This is a genomic window from Saccharibacillus brassicae, assembly GCF_006542275.1.
Taxonomy (GTDB): domain Bacteria; phylum Bacillota; class Bacilli; order Paenibacillales; family Paenibacillaceae; genus Saccharibacillus; species Saccharibacillus brassicae.
The window spans coordinates 2,731,132-2,750,748 of sequence record NZ_CP041217.1 but is presented as its reverse complement, the minus strand read 5'-3'; the positions used below and the strand labels follow the sequence as shown (position 1 = coordinate 2,750,748).

The window sequence follows — 19,617 nt, the reverse complement described above, 5'->3', positions numbered from 1 at the left end:
TTTGCCTGTTCTTCCCGTAATTCCCCTCTTGCCTACTCCCGCTGCCTTCACCCTGCCAAGTCCCCTCCGCCGATAAAATGTGTCTATCCAGTTGCTTGGTCATTATAATGGACAAGACTATACAATTTCTGAACAATTCCGCGCTTAAACCTTATTTTCCGACAAAAAATAGAAAAATTTCGTCCCGGAAACCGATTTTTTCCCTGAATTATCCGATTTGGACCTTTTTTTCGGCAAAAAAAGCGGATGTTCGAACGGGTTTGCGGCAGCGAGTATCGGTGAATAGGCAAAACGCACAAAAAAAGCCGCCCGGTCCCGGGACCAAACGGCTTTTTCCATGTCTTTTGATCTACGCTTCTTTGTACTCTTTTCTCATCCGATCCAATGCGAACCGACCCGGCCCGGCTCGCTTCATCTCGTCCAGCCCCGCCCGGCCTTACCGTTCCCGCTGCACCAAATAATCCAGCAGATGCTTCAGGAACCGCAGGCTTTCCGGCAGCTCCCGCACGGCATCCGCGGCGTCGCAGTAGTGATCCCACATCGCGCGCTTCGCCCCGCCGAGGCCGAGTACGGTCACGAACGTCGAACTGCCGTTGGCGGCGTCCTGTCCGGCAGGCTTGCCGAGCAGCAGCGCTTCGCCTTCGGCGTCGAGCAGGTCGTCCCGGATCTGGAACGCGATGCCCGCGTGATACGCGAACTTCTCCAGCAGCTTGAGCTGATCCTGCGGCGCGTTCGCCAGCATCGCCGGCATGATAAGGCACGCTTCGAACGCGACCCCCGTTTTGTAAAAACAGATCTCGTTCAGCCGTTCCAGCGTCAGCTTCCGCCCCCGCGACTTCAGGTCCAGCGCCTGGCCCATGCACAGTTCTTCCGCTTTGTGCGCCGAATAGTGCATCAGCTCAAGCACCGTCTCCGCCTTGAAGCCCTGCAGGCGCGATTGTTCGCGCACGCCCTGCTGGATCAGCAGCAGCCCGGACAGCTCGGCGGTCGCGCCGTCGTAGCGCGTATGCAGCGTCTGCCGGCCGCGCCGGGTATCCGCGTCGTCCTGCGAAGGCAGATCGTCGAAGATCAGGGACGCGGTATGCAGATATTCCAGCGATTTGAGCAGCGGGCGCAGCTTGGCCGCTTCCAGGCCGTAGCCTTCCGTCGCTACGAGATGCGCCAGCACCGGACGCAGCCTTTTGCCGGAACCCGCCAGGCTGTAGTTGGCCGCGTCGATCAGCGAGTCGCCGACGTGGGGAACGTTCGAGTCGGACGGGATCGGCAGCGAGGCGTCGATCTCCGCGCGCACTTCGCTCAGCAGCGTACGGAAGCGTTCGCGGTCTTCGCGGTCCCGCTTCATCTCGGTCAGCATCCGGTCGCGCAGCAGCTTGTCGAAAAACTCGACGTCTTCCGCCCGGCGCACCATGTTCTGAATGACGGCGTTCAGCTCCGGCATGCCGGCAGCCAGCACGTTCATCAGCTCTTCGTAGCGGGGAATGCCGAGGCGCTGGCGCGCCCGCTTGAGTCCGTTGATCGCCCGGTCCAGCAGCACTTCGCGCGTATACGCGTCGCCGTCGTATACGTCGCGGATCAGGTAGGCGATAACGCCCCAATACATCTCGAACGGGCTTTGCAGATCGGGCCGTTGGCCGCGATGCTTCCAATAATACGTGTACGGCGTCACCGCGCCCGCTTCCAGATCGTCGAACAGATCCGCGAAGTCGTCGGCGAGCTGGTTGTAGATGCCGTAGAAAAACGTGCGCCGCTCGAATCCCCCGTCTTCGCCTTCCTGACCGACCGAACGCGCGATAAGGCGCGAACCGGACGACTTCAAGATGACCGGGACGTAGAGCTGGCGGCTGTCGTAACCGTCATGCGCCAGCACTTTTCGCCGATCCGTGTCCTGCGCTTCGAAAAAGACGTACGCCTGCTCGAAAAACAAACTGCCAAGCCCGTCCGCCTGCCGGCTTTTGATATACAAAAACGCTTCGCCAAGTTCGCTGTGGATATACCGGATCAGGTCGAGATTGCGTCCGCCGTCGCTCTCGAAAGCATGGTTCCACTCGTCCCATTTCGGCACCGCCCCGCTCAGCAGCGCGCCGCGGATCAGGTCCGAATACCGCTCTTTCTCTTCGTCCGTCAGCAGCGTCGAATCGAGCAGGTCGTCGACGAACGGATACGTCAGCCCGTACGAATAGCCGAGCCGTACCGCTTCGTCCAGCCGGCGCGAGCGTTCGGCCTTCGGCGTCCGCTCGTCCATTTCTTCGCGCGTATGCAGCACGACGCCGGCGATGATCTTGAGTAGCTTGCGCTGGGCGTGTTCCGCGCTGAGCCCTTCCGGAATGTTCTCCGATACCCGCTTCATCTTGGCGATCATCCAGATCACCGCGTCTTCGATTCCTTCCTGCTGCCCCCATCGGTACAGCGCCGCCGTGTCGAAACCGTCCGTCGGCATGCCTTCCTGCGGATCGCCGCCGCTGAGCAGCGAGCGCTTGAGTCCGGCCGCCGTATGGCGCACCCGCCGCTGCGTATCCGGATCGTTCAGCGCCCGGCCGAGATCGCGCATATACAGATACGACACGCTGCGCTCCAGGTAATCGTCCAGCTTGCCCGCCGTCTCCATCCAGTGAAGGTAGCGGTCGTAATCGCGGTTGTCCGGACTCCCGCCGCCGCGCAGCAGACGCGCCGGCCACGGGCGGACGTGCTTCTTTTTCCACATGCGAAAATCTTCCGTCAGCGCCGCCGCGTACGTTTTCCCCCGCACGCTCGCGATCAGCTCTTCCAGATATTCCGCCGCGCGCCGTTCCGCCCTGCGGTACGCTTCTTTGGCCCGACGCTCGATCGGATCGATCGGCTCGGCCGGGTCTACAGTTACGGATGTCGAACTCATTGGTCATTCCCCTTAGGTTTTGTGTCGTGTATGAAATCGTTAGGGGTTATACGGCGGGTCGGGGGATTGGGTTACACTTCCGGGCCTGCCTCTCGGTAAAAAGAGCAAACCGGCTCCGCCCTTCAACAAAGAAACCCGACTCTCCAAGAGGAGAGCAGGGTTTGCGGACACGCCAAGATTCCGTTCAAAACTCTTCATATTCCGCCGGGTCCTGATCCCACAACCGCTTGTTGCCCTGGCTGAACGCGGAGATGACGGCCATCTGCTCCTTGTTCAGCTCGAAATCGAAAATGTCGAGGTTCTCCTGCTGATGTTCCCGCGAGCCGGCTTTGGGAATCGGAACGGCGCCCAGCTGCGTATGCCAGCGCAGTACGATCTGCGTCGGCGTCTTGCCGTGCGCCTGCGCGATCGCGCGCACCGCCGAGTCTTCCAGCACGCCGTCGCCTTTGCCGCGGCCGAGCGGGCTCCACGATTCGGTGACGATGCCGTGCTTGGCGTCTTCCGCGCGCTGATGCGCTTGTTCGAAGTACGGGTGCAGCTCGACCTGGTTGAGGCTCGGCGCGACGCCCGTCTCCCGGATGATACGTTCGTTATGCTCCGGCAGGAAGTTGCTCACGCCGATCGAACGGACGTAACCGCGCTTGCGCGCTTCGATCAGCGCCTGCCACGCTTCCACGTATTTGCCCTGCTTCGGGTTCGGCCAGTGGATGATGTAGAGGTCGAAGTAGTCGAGCCCGGTACGCAGCAGCGATTCTTCGATCGTGCGCAGCGCTTTGTCGTACGCGTGGTGGCGGCCCGGCAGCTTGGAGCAGATGCGCAGCTGTTCGCGGGGAACGGAAGCTTCGCGCACCGCGCGGCCGACCGCTCCTTCGTTTTCGTAGTTAAAAGCCGAATCGATCAGCCTGAAGCCGGCTTCGATACCGCTTTTGACCGATTCGACGCCGGAAAAGCCGTTCAGCGAGTACGTACCGAGCCCGATCGCGGGGATGTCGAGACCGTCGTTCAGGCGGATGTTCGGAATATGCGTTGACATGAAAAAGCCCTCCTCTCGTATGGTTCTACGATAGCACTTTTGGGCGCGGCGATCAAAATCGGTGCTTGGCCTGGAGCGTATGCGCCTTTATGATAAAAAGATCGAAATGCCGCAGCCGGGCCGGAACATGCCCGTCGCCGCGGCAGGCTAAAGCCCGGACAGGAGGAAGGTTCCATGACGAATTTTTTGGAATACGGCGAAGCATCGGTTCCGGTGCAGTTTCAATGGATCGGCTGCTGGCGGCTGTCCGATTGGCTGGCGGAAGCGCCGCAGGCGCGCAACCTGGATACGAACTTCCTGTTTCTGCTGGGCACGGGCGCGATGGCCTGGAGCATCGAAGGCCGCTCCGTGACGCTGCGCTCCGGCGAAGCTCTCGCCGCGCTCGAAGGCGTGCGGATCGAAGCGCCTTCGAGCGCGGCGGAAGGCGCCGAAGGCTGGGTCATCGCGGTGCGCCTGTACGGGCTGCGCGGCGACGAAGGCGGAGCGCCGGAGCTGCATCCGCGCTTCTGGGAGCTGCCTTCCGGCGACAGCTTCCAGCTGTCTTCCGTGCCGGCGGAGACGCTCGCCGAGCTGAGCGGCGAACTGCGGCGCGGCCAAGGAGGCAGCGCCGGGCAGGCGATCCGCCGGCAGCGGCTGCTGCTGACGCTGATCGAATCGTTCTACCGGCCGGAGAACCGCGCGGGCGCAGACGGCACCGAAGAAGGGCTGCGCCGCTCGATGGCCCATATCCGCCAGCATTACGCCCGCAATCTGACCCGCGAGACGCTTGCGGACATCGCGGGTCTCAGCCCGTGGCATTACTCGCGCAAATTCCGCGACTATGCCGGACAGCCGCCGCTAGACTATTTGTCCGCGTACCGCATCTACCGCGCGCAGGAACATCTGCTGTCTTCCAGCCTGCCCACCCGCGAGATCGCGGCGCGGGTCGGCTTCGAAGACGCGTCGTACTTCAGCCGCCGCTTCAAACAATTCGCCCGCTGTGCGCCGCGCGACTACGCGGGCACGGTCTCTTCCCGCCGCATCTGCGTCACGTCCGCCCGCGGCGCCGAGATTCTGCTCGATCTCGGCGTGACGCCCCACAGCGTGGCGCTCACCCCGGAGCTTGTTCCCGCCGCGCAGCTTGAGCGGTTCGAGCGGCACGGCGTGCGCGTGATCCGCTCCCCGCAGCATTCGCTGCAGATCGATGCGATCCGCGAAGCCCGGCCGGAACTGCTGCTCTGCGGACCGACGGACGACTATACGCTCCATCGGCTCCGCGCGCTCGCGCCCGCCCTCGTGCGGATCTCGCCCGACCTCGTCGGCACGGTCGAGCGGCTCGCCGCCCTGTTCGGCCGGGAAGCCGCAGCGGCCGAACGGCTGCGGCAGATGGATGCCGAAGCCGCGCAGGCCCGGCAGGAACTCGCCGCAGCGCTCGAACCGGGCGCCTCCGTCATGGTGCTGCGCGTCGAACGCACGGGCTGCCGCTATCTCGGCGCGCATTCGAGCGGCGCTTCGCGCGTGCTGTACCGCGAACTCGGCTTGTCCCTGCCTGCCGCCCTCGACGCCGGGCAGGCCTGGTTCAATCCGGTGGCGCCGGAGCGGCTCGCCAGGCTCGATCCGGATTACCTGTTCGTCGAGAATCGCCTGACGGAAGCCGGCGCCGCGGACGAGAACATGGAGCGCCTGCTCGGCAGCTCCTTCTGGCCGCAGCTGACCGCCGTTCGCCGCGGCCGGGTCTACGACGCGGATACGCGGCTGTGGGCCGCGGGGCTCGGCACGACCGGACATGCCGCCCTGATCGCTTACGTCGTCGCCTGCCTGACCGGCAGCGCGCATGCGCAGTCTTGAGCCCGCGCACAATCGTCCTATTCTTTTCGCACGTTCGACTATGGAGCCCTCTCCTTCTCTTTGCTATGCTGTGTAAATGACAATGATTATCATTATTACACAGAAGACGAGGAGAGATTCCCTATGTCCCAACGCTTGATTCCCCTGCTCGGAACGTTGTTCCTGGCCGTTACGCTTGCCGCCTGCTCGACCGATGCAAGTCCGGCGTCGCCTTCCGCTTCCGCGGACGCGGCTTCTCCGGACGCAGCCGCGCCGCCGGCCCATACAGTCTCCGCCGACAAAGCCGCAGCGAAGCCCGCGCAGGAAGCTTCGCCCCGCGCCTATACGGATCTGTACGGCGAAGTGAGTATTCCGGCCGATCCGCAGCGCGTGCTCGTGACGAGTTCGCGCTACGCCGAATACCTGGCTTCGATGGGCGAAGCGCCGGACATGGTGCTGTACACGAGCAGCGTCGAGCCGGAATACCGCACGCAGTATTTGCAGGAGCAGGGCGTCGAGATCATCGAATATCCGCAGTACGAACACAACTTCGAGCTGCTGCTGTCGCTGGCTCCCGACCTGATCGTCGCGCCGGGCATCTCGGTCGACGAGAGCACGTACGAGCAGATGACCAAGATCGCTCCGACCGTCGCGCTCGATTCGACCGTCGGCATGGAAGAATCGATGCCGAAGCTTGCGCAGCTGTTCGACAAGCAGAGCGAGAGCGACGCCGAGATGGCCGCCTACCACGCGAAGACCGCCGAAGCGGCTTCGCAGTTGGAGCAGGCGCTCGGCGACCGGACCGTGCTCGTGCTGCGCGTCGAAGCCAAGCAGTACCGCTATCTGGGCGACGACGAGCAGCGGGGCGGCGCGATCAAGCTGCTGTATCACGATCTCGGCCTGAACGTGCCGCCGGCGATTGCCGGCGCCGAAGACTGGTTCACCCCGTTCTCGCTCGAATTTCTGCCGGAGATCGATCCCGACTACATCCTGCTGGAGCAGCGGGTCGTCGACGGCGAAGACGGCACCGAATTTTACGACCAGCTCATGAAGAGCAGCCTGTGGAAAGGCCTGCGCGCGGTCAAGGAAGGCCATGTCATTCCGGTCACGACGCAGGATCTGGTGCAGGGCGAAGGCCCGATCGGGTACGCCAACTTCACGGACGAACTGGTAAAGCGGCTGACGGCCCTACAATGACGGCACGCTTCCGCGGCCGAATAGGAGAGTGAACGCAATGACCGATATTTATGACCTGACGATCGTGGGCGGCGGCCCGGCGGGCATGTATGCTTCTTTCTATGCCGGCATGCGCGAGATGCGCACCAAGCTGATCGAGGCCAAGCACGAGCTCGGCGGATTCATGCGCATGTACCCGGAGAAGATGATCTGGGACGTGGGCGGGGTCAACCCGATCCGCTGCGAGCAGCTGATCCTCGATCTGGAGCGGCAGGCGCGGACTTTCGATCCGACGATCGTGTTCGGACAGGAGATTCGCGGCCTGCAGCGGCGGGAAGACGGCGTGCTGATGCTGACTTCCGATACGGGCGAGCTGCATCTCACGCGCACGCTCCTGATGTGCGCCGGACGCGGCATCACGCAGATCCAGAAGCTTGCCGTCGAAGGCGCCGACCGCTACGAACTGGCGAATCTGCATTATACGATCACCGATCTGGAACATTTTCGCGGCAAAAAAGTGCTGGTGACCGGCGGCGGCAATTCCGCGGTCGATTGGGCCGTCGAACTTGCGGACTATGCTTCGCATGTCACCGTCGTCCACCGGCGCCGCGAGTTCGACGCGCTGGAGCGCCAGGTAACGCGTATGTACGCAAGCGCCGAAGTGCGCACGCCGTTCAACGTCTCCCGCCTGATCGGCGAAGGCGACCGGATCCATGCCGTCGAGCTGTCCGATGCCGAGACCGGCGCCGAAATGCGGATCGAAGCGGACGAAATTCTCGTCAACCACGGCTTCAGCCGCAATTACGGACATCTGCTCGAATGGGGATTGGAGCGGCAGGATTACGGCGTGACGGTCGACAACAGCATGGCCACGTCGATTCCGGGCGTGTTCGGCGCGGGCGACTTCGTCACCTTCGGCACGAAGGTGCGCCTGATCGCCGGTGCATTCAACGACGCCGTGCTGGCGGTCAACCACGCCAAGCTGTACCTCGATCCGAACGCCAGCAAAATGGCCGGCGTGTCGTCGCATCATGACCGGTTCCGCGAGTTGAACCGGGCGTTGGCGGCATCGAAGCCTCTGTGATTTCATTCCAATGCACAAGCCGGCGGTTCAACGTCCGGCTTGTTTTTGCTTTGGATTTGACTTTGCCGGCAAACGCGCTTATTATTGGTTCAACGAACGTTTAGTGAAATGAGGAACGGTTATGGAATCGAAACAGCCCGGCAAACGTATGACAAGTCGAGATCTTCAAGCTGTACATCGCAGACAGCAGATCCTCCAGACGGCCAAGCAACTTTTTGCGAGCAAAGGGTATCATGCCGTATCGATGCGCGAGCTGAATAAAGCGATCGGCATGGCGGATGCCCTGACGTATCACTATTTTCCCGGCGGCAAATTCGAAATTCTGACCACCGTGCTGCAAACGGCGCAGGAAGAACGGATCGGCGGCATCGTTTTGTTTTTTCAAAAGATTTTTGCAAAAACCGATCTGCCCCTGTCCCATGTATTAACGGAACTGATTGTCGGACTGGCGCAGAAATTGACGGAAGACCAAGCCTACTTCCAGATTCTGCTTCGCGAGCGCTCTCTGCTGAGCGACGAACAGAAAGAAGCGCTCGACAGCGTCACCCGTCTTCCGTTCGAAGCGATGTCCGATTATCTGTCGCAGCGCGCGGAGCAGGGCGATATTCGGTACATGGATTTCTCGCTCGCTTCCTCGCAGTTTTTGGCGCATATCGTGTTTACCGTGATCCAGCAGCTGTTGAGGGGAAACCGCATGGAGCAGGAGGAAGCCCGGACATTATCGCAATTCTACATGGAGTTGTGGGCCAAACCGATCAGCGAATAAGCGGCACTTCGGTGCTTCTTTTTTTGACAATTTGACTCAACGAACGTTCGGTAAATGAAATAAAAAAAAGGAGAGTTGATGATGCAGGAGATCATTCGCACGGAATCTTTGACCAAACGGTACGGCGCCCATTCGGTTCTGCAGGACGTATCGCTGAATGTGCACCGGGGAGAAATTTACGGATTTCTGGGTCTGAACGGAGCCGGAAAAACGACGACGATCCGTATGCTGCTGGGCATGATTCGGCCGACTTCCGGAGCCGCCTATATCAACGGTCGAAGCATCATCGAAGCCAAGCCCGATCTGTGGCGACAGATCGGCTACATGGTGGAGACACCTTATGCATACCCGAATTTTACGGTACGCGACAATCTACGGCTGATCGCCAGACTGCGGGGTCTGCCGGCAAAAAGCGCGACCGAATCCGTCATCGAAAAATTGCAGCTGACGCCTTATGCCGATACCAAAGCCAAAAATCTATCGCTCGGCAATGCCCAGAAGCTTGGCCTGGCCAAAGCCTTGATCCATAACCCCTCCGTTCTGATTCTGGACGAACCCACCAATGCGCTCGACCCGGCAGGCATCGTTCAGGTTCGCGAACTTCTGCGCCGCTTGGCCAGGGAGGAAGGGATGACCGTATTTATTTCCAGCCACATTTTGGAAGAGATGTCCAAGCTGGCATCGCGGATCGGCATCATTCACGGCGGCACACTGATTCAAGAGATCAGCTCGCAGGAATTCGAGCAGCTTCGGCGTAAACGGCTGATGGTTAAGGTTCAAGATCATGGGGAAACCGCGAATCGACTGCTGCTGGAAGCCGGTTACCGTGCGCAAATCTCGGCTGAAGGCAGTATCGAGATTGCGGACGAACAGGCGATCCGGCAGCCGGAACGGGTAGCCAGGCTGCTGGTGGACGCCAACCTTTCACTGGCCGGGCTGACGGTTGAAGAAGAAGGGCTTGAATCGTATTTTTTACAGCGGGTAAGCGAATAATGGCTGTAGGGAGGATATCCAATATGAGATTATTAGGGAATGCCGTTTACGTGGAAAATCGAAAATTGAGCCGTTCACCGGTATTGTGGGGGATGTTGGTCTTCCTGTTGTTCGTGACCGGCATTCGCTCCGGCGGAGCGGACTGGAACGAGCATTTGGGAAGCATGACCTTCTTGTTCGCTTCCGTATTCGGTCTGATGGGGTTCGGGACGATTACCGCCTGGACCTTCGGGAGGGAATATACGGACCGGACCGTGAAAGATCTGCTGGCCCTGCCAGTCTCGCGCACCACCCTTGTGATCGCCAAGGCTGTCGTTATCGCGTTCTGGTGGCTGGTCGCCGCGCTGACGATCTTCGCTTTCTCGCTGCTGATCGGCTTGTTCATCGGCGTTCCCGGTTTTTCCTGGCCTATTATCGCCCATCAGTTCGTCGAACTGCTGCTGATAGCCGTGTTTCATCTGCTGCTCTGTTCGCCGATCGCGCTGCTGGCCAGCATCTCGCGCGGTTATCTGGTTCCGATCGCTTACGCGTTCACCACGCTGATGGTCGCCCTGACTGCAGGACCGACCGCACTCGGCCCTTATCTGCCCTGGTCGATTCCGGCACTGCATCTGTCGATGAGCGGCTTGACGCTGTTTCCGCTGGGTACAGCCAGTTATGTGATTCTGATCCTGGTATTTGAGCTTGGTGCGTTCGGGACGATATCTTGGTGGAAACGAGCGGACCAGCGGTAATTCGACGGACAAGACGGAATGTAAAAAACGAGCCTCCCGAATCTCTTCGGCGGCTCGTTTCTTTTTTAGCGTGTATTGAAGGCTACTTCACTCGATCCAGGCAGACGGCGCCGTGCGCGCGGACCTGGATCTCAAGCGACTCCGTGCCCAGCGTGCGCTGGATCAGATCTTGATACGCCGTGACCGCATCCTGCGGCAGCACGGCCAGAATCACGCCCGCAAATCCGCCGCCGTGTACGCGGCACGCGCCCGCTCCGAGCTGCTTGATATAGCGCTCTGTGATCGCCAGCGCGATCGCCACTTCCTGTCCGCTCGTCGCTGCGGGACGATAGACGTTCTGCAGCCATTTCCACGACGAATTGCCCGATTCCGTAATCAGCGGCAGGAACGCCTGCAGATCTTCGCGGCGCAGCGCTTCCAGCATGCCGTCTACGCGCTCGTTTTCTTCGAAAAAGTGCAGCGCGCGAAGCACGGCACGGTCGCCGGCTTTTTCCCGGATTTCCGGCAGGCGCGCGTACAGTTCGTCCGCCGACGTGCCGCGGCAGAACTCGGTTCCGAGCAGCTCCGCCACCGCGAACATTTCCCGCGGAACGGCTGCGTAGTCCTCGGTCAGATCCGCATGGTTGCCGCCGGTATTTACGATCACGAGCGCATACCCGTCCTGATCGAAACGGTACGTAACCGGCTCGATCACCGGCTCGTCCGGATTCTCGAAGTCGATCGAGATCAGGCCGCCGTGCGCGCAGGCGATCTGGTCCAGCAGGCCGGACGGCTTGTTCCAAAATTTATTTTCCGCGTATTTGCCGATCTTGCCGATCTGCACCGCGTCCAAGCTTCCTTCATTATAGAACTCGCTGAGGATCGTGCAGATCAGCATCTCGAACGAAGCGGACGAGCTGAGCCCCGAAGCGCTGTACACGCTGCTCGAGACGTAGGCGCGGAATCCGCCGGTCCGGTAGCCCTGTTCGGCGAAGCCGGCGACGATGCCGCGGATCAAGCCCGCCGTCCCGTCGTCTTCGGCGTTGATCTCCAACTGATCTAGATCAATGGCGTACTGCCGCTCGTAGCCTTCCGAACGCAGCGTAATGACGTTCTCTTCCGTCTTCGCCGCCGCGGCGATCGTATCGAGATCGATACTGCCGGTCAGCACTTTGCCGTGGTTATGGTCGGTATGGTTGCCGCCGATCTCGGTCCGTCCCGGCGCGCTGAACAGCCGCACCGCTTCCGGTCCGTAGGTGTCGGCGTACGCGTCCAGCACTTTTTGGTAGCGCACCGTTTGTTCGTCAAGCTTGGCTGCGCCGTACAGCGCGGTCAAAGCGGAGATCATCTCCGGCGTGTGCAGAACAGCCGGGTTAGTTTCATTCGTCATACCAAATTCCTCCTGAATACGGGGTAGGTCAAGCCGGTTAAGGAAGCGGATCTATCCGCCCACCTCTTCAATATGACACATTTTTGAATACGCATACAGGGCAAATTGCCAACATGCCTGTTTTTTCGGCTTGGTCATTCGGCTGCACGGCAAAAAGGCGCTCCGGGAAGGAGCGCCTTCAAAGCGGAAAAATTCAGTCCCGGTTCCACACCATCGCGTATTCGCGTTCGTTCGTGGCAGCATCGACCTGCTCGCGTTCAAGCTTAAAGCCCTGCTTGCGGTAGAATTCGCCGGCCTGCGCATTTTGCGCGTATACGTTCAACGTGACTGTATCCCGGCCTTCTTTTACCCGATCAAGCAGTCTCCGTCCGTATCCCCGGCCCTGACGCGATTCGTCGATGAACAGCGCCGCCAAGCGGTTCTCCTTCACGGCCGCAAAACCGACGATCTCGCCGTTTTCCAGGCACATCTGGACGTCCGATTCGGGCAGGTACCGCTCTTCCATCGCCTGCTTGTTCGTCGTCCAATGCGCGGAATCGATAAAAGCATGCGCCGCGAGCGACGTATCGAGCCAGAGCTGCGCCAACTGCGGGAAATGCTCGGGCAAAGCTTGCATAATCTCGACCTGATCGGCATTCGTTTCGTACTCGTTCATGGAGAATCGCCCCTTCGCTTCGTTTGGGTTAATCTTCTAACCGATCCTCGATTCGGTGCCGGCCGCGGCCGGGCGCTCTTCGAGTTCTTGCAGACGCGTAATGTCGTGGCCCGTCGGGTTCTGGAACAGACGCAGACCGAACATCGGAGCGACGGCGAAAATATGGTCGAAAATGTCCGCCTGCACCGATTCGTACACCGCCCACGCCGTGTCGTTGCTGAACGCGTAAATTTCGAGCGGAAGCCCGTTGTCGCCCGGTGCCAGCTGCCTGACGATCAGCGTCATCTCCTGGTGGATCTTCGGATGATGCCGCAAATACTGATGGATATACTCGCGGAATACGCCGACGTTGGTGAGGCTGCGTCCGTTGACTTTGCTGCCCCGGTCGATCCGGTGTTCGCGGTTATAGTCTTCGATCTCCTGCAGCCGGCTCGTGACGTAATCGGACAGGTAATGGATCTTTTTGAATTCGGCGATCATCTCGTCCGTGCAGAACCCGATACTCGTCGTATCGACCTGAACGCTGCGCTTGATCCGCCGGCCGCCCGACAGCTGCATGCTTCTCCAGTTGCGGAAAGAGTCCGAGATCAGCGCGTAACTCGGGATCATCGTAATCGTTTTGTCGAAATTCATGACTTTGACCGTGTTGAGCGTAATGTCAACCACGTCGCCGTCCGCGTTGTAATTCGGCATCTCGATCCAGTCGCCGACGCGCACCATGTCGTTGGACGACAGCTGAATGCCCGCCACCAACCCCAGAATGGAGTCTTTGAATACGAGCATCAGCACCGCCGACAGCGCGCCGAGACCGCTGAGGATAATCAACGGGTTCTGCCCGATCAATCCCGCCACGATCAGAATGCCGCCGATGATGAACAGCACGATTTTCATAACCTGGATATAGCCTTTGATCGGACGCACTTTCGACACTTCGAACGACCGGTAAATTTCGTCAAAAGCGTTCAGCAGCGCATTGATCACCATAATGGTGACCGCGATCATGTACACCGCCGCCAATCGCTCGATCAAGACCTGATAGATCGGAAACGACCACGCGGAAAAATAAATGATGATCGCCGGCACGAGATGCGACAGCCGATGCAGCACGTTTTTCTCCAGCACGATCTGGCTCCAGTTGTGCCGATACTTGCTGACTACCCGCGAGATCACGGTCAGCACGATTTTTTTCGTAATCAGATTGGCAATAATGGAAATGGCCGCGATGAACAGCACCATGACGATGTTCGATACGTACACAATCATCGTCTCGCTCATGCCGTAGCCTTCCAGTTGATTTCGGATAAAGTTCATGAGTCCCTCCCAGCCCGGTGATGCATAATCGAACAAGCCTTTATTATAAAGGATAGGGAGGGGCGGAATCAAAGTCGGACACAGAAAGCAGCGCGTTTAACGATACCGCTTAATAAGGTTCTCCGACCATTCCGGTACTTTATCCACACAATAGATCATCTTATTCTATCTGATTTACCCGCTCCATCAGCTGTTCCCGGCTTATCGCCCTATCCATCCCTCCGTTGTCTATATGCCCTGTAGTATCATTAGCCTGATTATATATAAGCAAAAACCAGCTCTCCACGGCTTGGAGGCTGGTTTTGCTTATATAGGCTTGATCCCCGGTACCTTGTGAGCGTAAAAGGTAACGTTACCCAGAGAGATCGAAAACGTTAATCCCTGTACCGAAAGCGGCTCTTATCTCTCCCAGTACTGCTGTGCGATTTTCTGGCCCTGATGGATCTTCGCCCACTGCTCCGCCTGAGTCAGCTCGTTGCCGCCGTCGCAGGAAGCAAAGCCGCATTGGTGGGACAGCAGCAGACGGTCTTTGTCGATGATGCTCGAAGCTTCGTCCAGCAGGCGCAGCACGCGTTCTTCGTCATCGAGCGTGTTCGTCTTGGAAGACAGCAGGCCGAGAACGATCTCCGTGTCCGGCTTGTCCCGGAACACTTCCAGCGCTTCGAGCGAACCCGCGCGGTCGTCGTCCCATTCGAGGAAGAACCGATCGTATTTGAGCTGCTTGAGGAACAGGTTCGCGATCTTCACGTACGAACCGCCGCCCATGTTCCGCGAATCGTAGTTGCCGCGGCAGTTGTGCGTCCACATTTTCAGACCCAGCTCGTGCCCGAAGTCGATCACCGTGTTGTTGATGTCGATAAACTCGGCCGCCAGCGCCTGCACCTGCTCCTGATCGATGTTCTCGCCCGTGTACGGGGAGTTCGGGTTATCGTCCGCGAACAGCTCCCACAGGCAGTCGTCGAACTGGAGAATCTCGCCGCCCGCGTCCGCGAAGTCCTGCACGAAGTCTTTGTACGCTTTGACGAGACCGGCTTTGAGCTCTTTGGCGTCCTTGTATACGGAGTCCGTGCCGCCGATATTGTCCGACCACGACAGCTCGCCGAAGATATGGGACGGGGACGGCACGCACAGCTTCGTCTCGCGGTCGCCGGCACTATTTTTGAGCTGCTCGAACGATTTGAGGAAGTGGTGGTTCTTCGCGCCGAGTTCGCCCGTGATGCGCAGCCCGATGTCTTTGCGCGTCTCGTATTTGGAACTGCCGTCCGTATCGCGGAAAAAGTACCCGTGATCCGCAATATACCGCTCAATCCCCTGGAAGCCCCACACAAAGTCCAGATGCCACATCGATTTGGAATATTCGCCGTCCGTGATGATCGAGAGATCGTGCTTGATCTGGTCCTGCACGACGGAGTCGATCGCCTTCGCTTCGCACTGCTCGTAGCCGTCGAACTCCTGGTAGAACGGGTACTGGATATCGTCGCGATGCTCGATCTGCGTCTTGTATTCAAGCAGCTCGGAAGGGCGCAGCAGGCTGCCTACGATTTGAAATTTATCGGTCATGGGGATGTGCCTCCTTGGATGTGTATGATTTGTGCCAAAGCACTCGGTTGATTATGTGTGGTTATTGTAGCACGGGTGCAAGGGGGGTGGAGTAGACGAAGAAGGTATGGCTGGTTATAGGGGATGGGTATAAGGGGACGTTTGAGGAGAATTGGGCGATGAAAAAAAGCAAAAACCCGCTCGCTTGAGCGGGTCATGGATACGTAAATCGCTTCTCTCGATTCACTATTTGACGTCGTACTCATCTACATCAAACGTAAGGATTTTATCGAAAATGACGTATTCGCTGCGGCTTTTGAACGGCCCCGGATTCCAGGTCTTGACGAACTTATATTTGGCAGGACCTACGCCGCTATCCTTGGTATCGTACCATTCGATAAATGCGTTTACTTCGGAAATCGAAAGATCATATTCCTTGATTTGACCTCCCAAAATGTAAACAGTAAGAAGGGCTCTTCCACCATTGCTGTCCGTGCCGAATGGGATGGCACTTACTTCGTTAGACGTACTATCGGTATCCGTTGCAGTAACAACGTAATAGTATTCGGTACCATTCACGACGTCGTTGTCGGTATAAGAGACGGCTGCTGCATCCGATACAAGTGTCGTATACGGACCTCCGGGCTTGGTAGATCGTTTAACTACGTAACTTTTGGAAATGCCGACATTCGTCCAGTTGAGCGTAACAACCTTATTGCCCGGAGTTGCGGTTAGCAAGATAGCGTTATTTTCGTTGGCCGCTTTTTTGTTCATCATTTCCAATTCGCCGATCCCTGTCCAATAGACACCCGTTGTGGTATTTGGTCCGATGATTGCGGTGATGTAAATGCGATAATTTTTGTAGGCTTTTAAATTGGAAAAAGCAAACTCTTTTTTCTGTCCGATAGTCCAAGAAGTCACGTTGGACTGAGTATCAAGCGTTACCCATTTGCCAGTCGACTCGTCATACCCTTCAAAAGTCCAGTCTTTCGGATGTCTTCTCATAATATTATCGGAAGAAGTCATATTGCTGAACATCTGGCCGGTAATCGAATATGTATTTACTACCGTCGGAGCCTGAAACTCGTAAGCCAACCAGGCCGGCAAGCTGTTGGCTATCCAAGGAGAATTGGCCTCGTCCTTATTTATGTCATCGAAAGCATAATAATTTTGGGCGGCAGACCAAGTATCGCTTGATGACGTCACTTTCCCGCTTGGCGCATCGGAAGCCGTCATTTTGGGAATCAAATCCGCGTTCGAATTTTCACCGGGTTCTGCGATTGCAACATTGGTTAACAGCAAAAACAAAGCACAAAACATAATCAATAATTTTTTCATTTTGCCAACTCCCTAACTGTTTTTCATCATATTATAAGAAAAAAATAGATATGACAAGAATTTATGTAAGGTCTATTAATACAGTCGTGCAGGTGGGGCATAGCGCAGCTTATTGATATTTTGAGACGAGAAAAAAAGCGGATTCCTAATGGGATCCGCTTTTTTTATTACATATGGAAGTGAGGGGAGTCGAACCCCTGTCCGAAGGCAAGTGGCATAGCCTAGCTTCGCTGGGTGAAGTCAAGGTCTTGATGTCAAACCAAGTGTAAGCGATCCAAGTTGAGAAATACGAGAATACTACTATTTTAACTCTGGCCTGTCAGCCATCAATCAATTAAGGAATAATTCCGTCCTCTTCCTTCAACTTCATCCTTGTATCCCAGCAACATGCGAACCAATGTATTCGGATACCCCATCAGCTTACGATACTCTTTTGCTGATAGATCGGGATTTCTCCACATGATCGCCTGAAGCTTGGCTATTTCTGAAACATCATAACGAGACTTGTACACCATAAATTGAGATACGTAATCACCTATAGACAGTTCTGACAGATTTTCATTACCGTTCCATGAGTACAATTTGATCTGTTTTAGGAACCGATTTATGTTACTACCTTCAGACAAAAAGCGATATATTAAATCACTCTTAATCAATGTTGTATTTGAATCTCCCATGTAACTCTGTTCCATCAGAAACACCACAATTCCCATGAACGTATCAATAATTTGCAGAGGAATAGATTCATGAGACTCTTCCGACTCGACAGATGCAATCTTATACGTTTTGCTCCGATATACAGAATGAGCATTCATCTGCTCTTTAATTTTGGAATGAAGTCGTAATGAATCGTACTCATCGTTTCGGTCAATTTTAATATTCACCTCTATTTGACCACTCAAGTGACGTGTAACTCCGTAGAACAACCTCTCGGGAATTTTGATATAGAACAGATTTCGTAGCTCCATCATTGTAAGATTTAGTTCTTGAGCAATGCTGTGAGCTTTTGTATTATCGACAATGAAAATATTAATATTCACATTCTGATTGATGATGTAGTGAAGAACCTTGAAGTATTTCTTCAGATACTGGTCATGATTGTATTCCCTAAAATGTAATTCGCTCTTAGTGCTCATTTCTTCATACATACGTTGTATCGTCTGCGTTATGTTCGTCATTGTCTGTTCACTGCCGCCATAAGCACCGTAATATGAATTTTCTTTTCCTGGCTGATCAATTTTATTTGCTTCATCGAAATAGATATTATAGATCATTGGACACTTCCTAAACAATCAAAATTATAACGTCAGTCTTGACTTTCTTCCATATAAATACTATCATAATTATATAGAAATAATACGGATGAGTATAGCCTTCTCCGCTTCGCTAGCTAGAGCTGACTATACTCAAAAAAAGAACCTCCTCCGCTTCGTTAGCAGAGTTGGTTTTTTTGTTTTACAATACTTTTTAGCTTTGTTAGTTTGATCTTTAATCATACTACAGAGAGCCCTGTATAATACAGATACTCTGTCGCAGCTCATCCTGTGAAAAACAAGAAGAAGAAAAGATGGTTGATATAATGTAAAAAAAGACACCTGAGTTAGGTGTCTTTTCTTCGTACATATGGAGGCGAGGGGAGTCGAACCCCTGTCCGAAGGCAACGCAGCATAGGCTTCTACGGGTGTAGTCACAGTTTTGATGTCACCCGAGCAGCGCCCCGTAACCGGCTCTGCGTTGGGTCAGCCTGATTGTCTTCTTCCGTCTACCCCCAGGCGGAGACTAGACGGCGTAGCCTACTAATTGGGTTGGGCCCTCATCCCGGCACATAGGCGATGCCGGGCGAGAGCACGCATCACAGTTTCTTAGGCTGCGAAAGCGTAGTTGGTTTGTTGTTTGCCATTTAATAGGCTTTAGCGTTGATAAAGCGGACGCGTCCCCACTACCCGCTACCCATGCCCGAACTACCCCCGTCGAATCCATAAACGCCCCCTGGTCGGAAAAAGGTCGCCCTTCGAAGATCGAAGCCGGCGCGCATTTTTCATAAAAGGGAACTTCCGGATTAAAGGGCCGTGTTCTTGGAACCGCTAGGTTCCGGCACGAGCCGTATGTTCCTTAAGTTCGCACGGTGTCTTTCCCTCCATAAAAGAAAGAACCGTTCGCGGGAGTGCAAGCACTTCCCACAGACTTTGATTATACCACATTTCGTGGTGTAAAGGTAGATTACCCTGCTCGCTCGACCGTAAAACCGGAAAATGCCGTTTCGGCCGCTTTTCGGCTGATCTCGCGTTCGCCGCGCAGCCTCACCGGCTTTGGCAGACCGTCGAACGCCCGACTGTACCGCTTAACGCTGACGGGATTTGAGCGCCCGCTGGATGTCCCGCTGCGCGTCGCGCTTGGCGGCCGTGTCGCGCTTGTCGTGCTGCTTCTTGCCTCGGCCGAGGCCGATCAGCAGCTTGGCGTAGCCGTTGCGCACGTAGACTTTGAGCGGCACGATCGTGTAGCCTTCCTGCTTGGCCTGGCCGATCAGCTTGCGGATCTGCACTTTGTGCAGCAGCAGCTTGCGCGTGCGCGTCGGATCTTCCGGGTTGTTGCGGTTGCCCTGCTCGAACGGGCTGATGTGCATGTTGTGGACGAACGCTTCGCCGCCGCGGATCGTCGCGAACGCGTCGCCGATATTCGCTTTGGCTTTGCGCAGCGATTTGATCTCCGTGCCGGTGAGCACGAGTCCCGCTTCGTACGTATCCTCGATGAAATAATCGTGGGACGCTTTTTTGTTCTGCGCGAGCACTTTGCCCTGCTCCGTATTTTTAGGCATGTCTTGCACCTCCTCTGCTTCTTTATTTAACGCTTCTATATTGAATTGTAACAAGCCGTCTTTGGAAAAGGCAAGAAAAGGAGCGGCGGGCGATCGAGGAAGATACGTTAACGGGTCGAGAGATCG

The 19,617-nt window shown here is 56.6% G+C and carries 15 protein-coding genes and 1 other RNA gene; 6 read left to right on the top strand and 10 right to left on the bottom strand.

Annotated features, from left to right (window positions below):
* Positions 1-436 precede the first annotated feature (436 nt).
* Both FFV09_RS11540 and FFV09_RS11535 read right to left on the bottom strand, forming a co-directional pair.
* Positions 437-2,872 carry a polyprenyl synthetase family protein gene (locus FFV09_RS11540; RefSeq protein WP_141447961.1) on the bottom strand — a complete coding sequence of 812 codons (2,436 nt, stop codon included), beginning with the start codon at positions 2,870-2,872 and terminating at the stop codon, positions 437-439.
* A 184-nt stretch (positions 2,873-3,056) separates the two neighbouring features.
* Positions 3,057-3,905 (bottom strand): aldo/keto reductase, encoded by an 849-nt coding sequence (locus FFV09_RS11535; RefSeq protein ID WP_141447960.1) that lies wholly within the window; start codon positions 3,903-3,905, stop codon positions 3,057-3,059.
* A gap of 174 nt (positions 3,906-4,079) precedes the next feature.
* Here FFV09_RS11535 and FFV09_RS11530 point away from each other — a divergent pair, with 174 nt between their 5' ends.
* From FFV09_RS11530 to FFV09_RS11505, 6 genes are all read left to right on the top strand, one after another.
* Positions 4,080-5,732 carry an AraC family transcriptional regulator gene (locus FFV09_RS11530; protein ID WP_141447959.1) on the top strand — a complete coding sequence of 551 codons (1,653 nt, stop codon included), beginning with the start codon at positions 4,080-4,082 and terminating at the stop codon, positions 5,730-5,732.
* 123 nt (positions 5,733-5,855) lie between these two features.
* A complete protein-coding gene (locus tag FFV09_RS11525) occupies positions 5,856-6,908 on the top strand; it encodes an ABC transporter substrate-binding protein (protein WP_141447958.1) in 1,053 nt (350 codons plus the stop codon).
* Positions 6,909-6,936: 28 nt separating this feature from the next.
* A complete protein-coding gene (locus tag FFV09_RS11520; RefSeq protein WP_425472298.1) occupies positions 6,937-7,971 on the top strand; it encodes an NAD(P)/FAD-dependent oxidoreductase in 1,035 nt (344 codons plus the stop codon).
* Between the two features lie 121 nt (positions 7,972-8,092).
* Positions 8,093-8,737 carry a TetR/AcrR family transcriptional regulator gene (locus FFV09_RS11515; RefSeq protein WP_141447956.1) on the top strand — a complete coding sequence of 215 codons (645 nt, stop codon included), beginning with the start codon at positions 8,093-8,095 and terminating at the stop codon, positions 8,735-8,737.
* An 81-nt stretch (positions 8,738-8,818) separates the two neighbouring features.
* Positions 8,819-9,730 carry an ABC transporter ATP-binding protein gene (locus tag FFV09_RS11510; protein ID WP_141447955.1) on the top strand — a complete coding sequence of 304 codons (912 nt, stop codon included), beginning with the start codon at positions 8,819-8,821 and terminating at the stop codon, positions 9,728-9,730.
* 23 nt (positions 9,731-9,753) lie between these two features.
* Complete coding sequence (locus tag FFV09_RS11505) at positions 9,754-10,464, top strand: ABC transporter permease (protein WP_141447954.1); 711 nt, start codon at positions 9,754-9,756, stop codon at positions 10,462-10,464.
* An 82-nt stretch (positions 10,465-10,546) separates the two neighbouring features.
* On the opposite strand, the gene FFV09_RS11500 is transcribed toward FFV09_RS11505, so the two are convergent.
* The 8 genes from FFV09_RS11500 to smpB form a co-directional block, all read right to left on the bottom strand.
* Positions 10,547-11,833, bottom strand: a complete 1,287-nt coding sequence (locus FFV09_RS11500) for a galactokinase (protein ID WP_141447953.1) — start codon at positions 11,831-11,833, stop codon at positions 10,547-10,549.
* Positions 11,834-12,026: 193 nt separating this feature from the next.
* Positions 12,027-12,488 carry a GNAT family N-acetyltransferase gene (locus tag FFV09_RS11495; protein ID WP_141447952.1) on the bottom strand — a complete coding sequence of 154 codons (462 nt, stop codon included), beginning with the start codon at positions 12,486-12,488 and terminating at the stop codon, positions 12,027-12,029.
* A 36-nt stretch (positions 12,489-12,524) separates the two neighbouring features.
* Positions 12,525-13,799, bottom strand: a complete 1,275-nt coding sequence (locus tag FFV09_RS11490) for a mechanosensitive ion channel family protein (RefSeq protein ID WP_141447951.1) — start codon at positions 13,797-13,799, stop codon at positions 12,525-12,527.
* 399 nt (positions 13,800-14,198) lie between these two features.
* Positions 14,199-15,359, bottom strand: a complete 1,161-nt coding sequence (locus tag FFV09_RS11485; RefSeq protein WP_141447950.1) for a cobalamin-independent methionine synthase II family protein — start codon at positions 15,357-15,359, stop codon at positions 14,199-14,201.
* Positions 15,360-15,584: 225 nt separating this feature from the next.
* A complete protein-coding gene (locus FFV09_RS11480) occupies positions 15,585-16,676 on the bottom strand; it encodes a hypothetical protein (RefSeq protein WP_141447949.1) in 1,092 nt (363 codons plus the stop codon).
* A 326-nt stretch (positions 16,677-17,002) separates the two neighbouring features.
* On the bottom strand, positions 17,003-17,950 hold the full coding sequence (locus FFV09_RS11475; RefSeq protein ID WP_141447948.1) for a DUF3800 domain-containing protein: 948 nt from the start codon (positions 17,948-17,950) through the stop codon (positions 17,003-17,005).
* A gap of 347 nt (positions 17,951-18,297) precedes the next feature.
* Positions 18,298-18,666, bottom strand: a transfer-messenger RNA (tmRNA) gene (ssrA, locus tag FFV09_RS11470).
* A 351-nt stretch (positions 18,667-19,017) separates the two neighbouring features.
* The gene (gene smpB / locus FFV09_RS11465) at positions 19,018-19,491 is read right to left on the bottom strand and encodes an SsrA-binding protein SmpB (protein ID WP_141447947.1); all 474 of its coding nucleotides are present in this window, start codon (positions 19,489-19,491) and stop codon (positions 19,018-19,020) included.
* Positions 19,492-19,617: the final 126 nt, after the last annotated feature.

Excerpts from the sequence above, each read along its gene's own strand:
- FFV09_RS11540 (WP_141447961.1), bottom strand. The coding sequence starts at position 2,872 with ATGAGTTCGACATCCGTAACTGTAGACCCGGCCGAGCCGATCGATCCG.
- FFV09_RS11535 (WP_141447960.1), bottom strand. The coding sequence starts at position 3,905 with ATGTCAACGCATATTCCGAACATCCGCCTGAACGACGGTCTCGACATC.
- FFV09_RS11530 (WP_141447959.1), top strand. The coding sequence starts at position 4,080 with ATGACGAATTTTTTGGAATACGGCGAAGCATCGGTTCCGGTGCAGTTT.
- FFV09_RS11525 (WP_141447958.1), top strand. The coding sequence starts at position 5,856 with ATGTCCCAACGCTTGATTCCCCTGCTCGGAACGTTGTTCCTGGCCGTT.
- FFV09_RS11515 (WP_141447956.1), top strand. The coding sequence starts at position 8,093 with ATGGAATCGAAACAGCCCGGCAAACGTATGACAAGTCGAGATCTTCAA.
- FFV09_RS11510 (WP_141447955.1), top strand. The coding sequence starts at position 8,819 with ATGCAGGAGATCATTCGCACGGAATCTTTGACCAAACGGTACGGCGCC.
- FFV09_RS11505 (WP_141447954.1), top strand. The coding sequence starts at position 9,754 with ATGAGATTATTAGGGAATGCCGTTTACGTGGAAAATCGAAAATTGAGC.
- FFV09_RS11500 (WP_141447953.1), bottom strand. The coding sequence starts at position 11,833 with ATGACGAATGAAACTAACCCGGCTGTTCTGCACACGCCGGAGATGATC.
- FFV09_RS11495 (WP_141447952.1), bottom strand. The coding sequence starts at position 12,488 with ATGAACGAGTACGAAACGAATGCCGATCAGGTCGAGATTATGCAAGCT.
- FFV09_RS11490 (WP_141447951.1), bottom strand. The coding sequence starts at position 13,799 with ATGAACTTTATCCGAAATCAACTGGAAGGCTACGGCATGAGCGAGACG.
- FFV09_RS11485 (WP_141447950.1), bottom strand. The coding sequence starts at position 15,359 with ATGACCGATAAATTTCAAATCGTAGGCAGCCTGCTGCGCCCTTCCGAG.
- FFV09_RS11480 (WP_141447949.1), bottom strand. The coding sequence starts at position 16,676 with ATGAAAAAATTATTGATTATGTTTTGTGCTTTGTTTTTGCTGTTAACC.
- FFV09_RS11475 (WP_141447948.1), bottom strand. The coding sequence starts at position 17,950 with ATGATCTATAATATCTATTTCGATGAAGCAAATAAAATTGATCAGCCA.
- smpB (WP_141447947.1), bottom strand. The coding sequence starts at position 19,491 with ATGCCTAAAAATACGGAGCAGGGCAAAGTGCTCGCGCAGAACAAAAAA.